Raw genomic sequence first — 599 nt, 5'->3', positions numbered from 1 at the left:
GGTCGCCCGGGTGTTTCGCGATGGCCCACCACGTCAATCCAACCGCGCTCTTCGAGTGTCTTGATCACGTTGGCGTTGACCGCGACCCCGCGGATTTCTTCAATATCGCCCCGGGTCACCGGTTGACGATAGGCGATGATGGCCAAGGTTTCCAGCACCGCCCGCGAATACTTGGGCGGACGCTCCGGATTGAGGCGCTCGATATAGGGCAGGTATTCGGCCCGCGTCCTGAAACGCCAGCCGGATGCAAGCTGAATCAATTCGACCGGCCGCTCGCCCCAGTCCTCGCGCAGTTCGTCGAGCAGCTTGCGCAGCATGTCCGTCGACAGCTCCTCGTCGAACATACGCTTCATATCGTGCGGCGACATCGGCTCGCGCGCCGCGAGCAAGGCGGCTTCAAGCACCCGCTTGACCTGGCTCGGCTCCATCGCCTTCCTCCATGACAGTTTCCGGTTCGCCCGAACTGATATTGATATAGATCGGAGCAAACGCTTCGGTCTGCGTGATACTGATCATTTTGTCCCGAACCTGCTCAAGCATGGCCAGGAAATGCACACCCAGTCCAGGAGACCCCATTTCGGGATCGAACAGTGTCTCGA

2 protein-coding genes are annotated in these 599 nt (G+C 60.1%); both read right to left on the bottom strand.

Annotated features, from left to right (window positions below; genetic code table 11):
* Positions 1 to 428 (bottom strand): SMC-Scp complex subunit ScpB (locus JNK74_28370; GenBank protein ID MBL7650103.1); only part of this gene is annotated, 428 nt, incomplete at its 3' end.
* Positions 397 to 599: hypothetical protein (locus JNK74_28365; protein MBL7650102.1), on the bottom strand; the 203-nt coding region annotated here is incomplete at its 5' end. The genes JNK74_28370 and JNK74_28365, both read right to left, overlap by 32 nt.

Source organism: Candidatus Hydrogenedentota bacterium, assembly GCA_016791475.1.
Lineage (GTDB): Bacteria > Hydrogenedentota > Hydrogenedentia > Hydrogenedentales > JAEUWI01 > JAEUWI01.
This window is presented reverse-complemented; position numbering and strand designations above follow the sequence as displayed.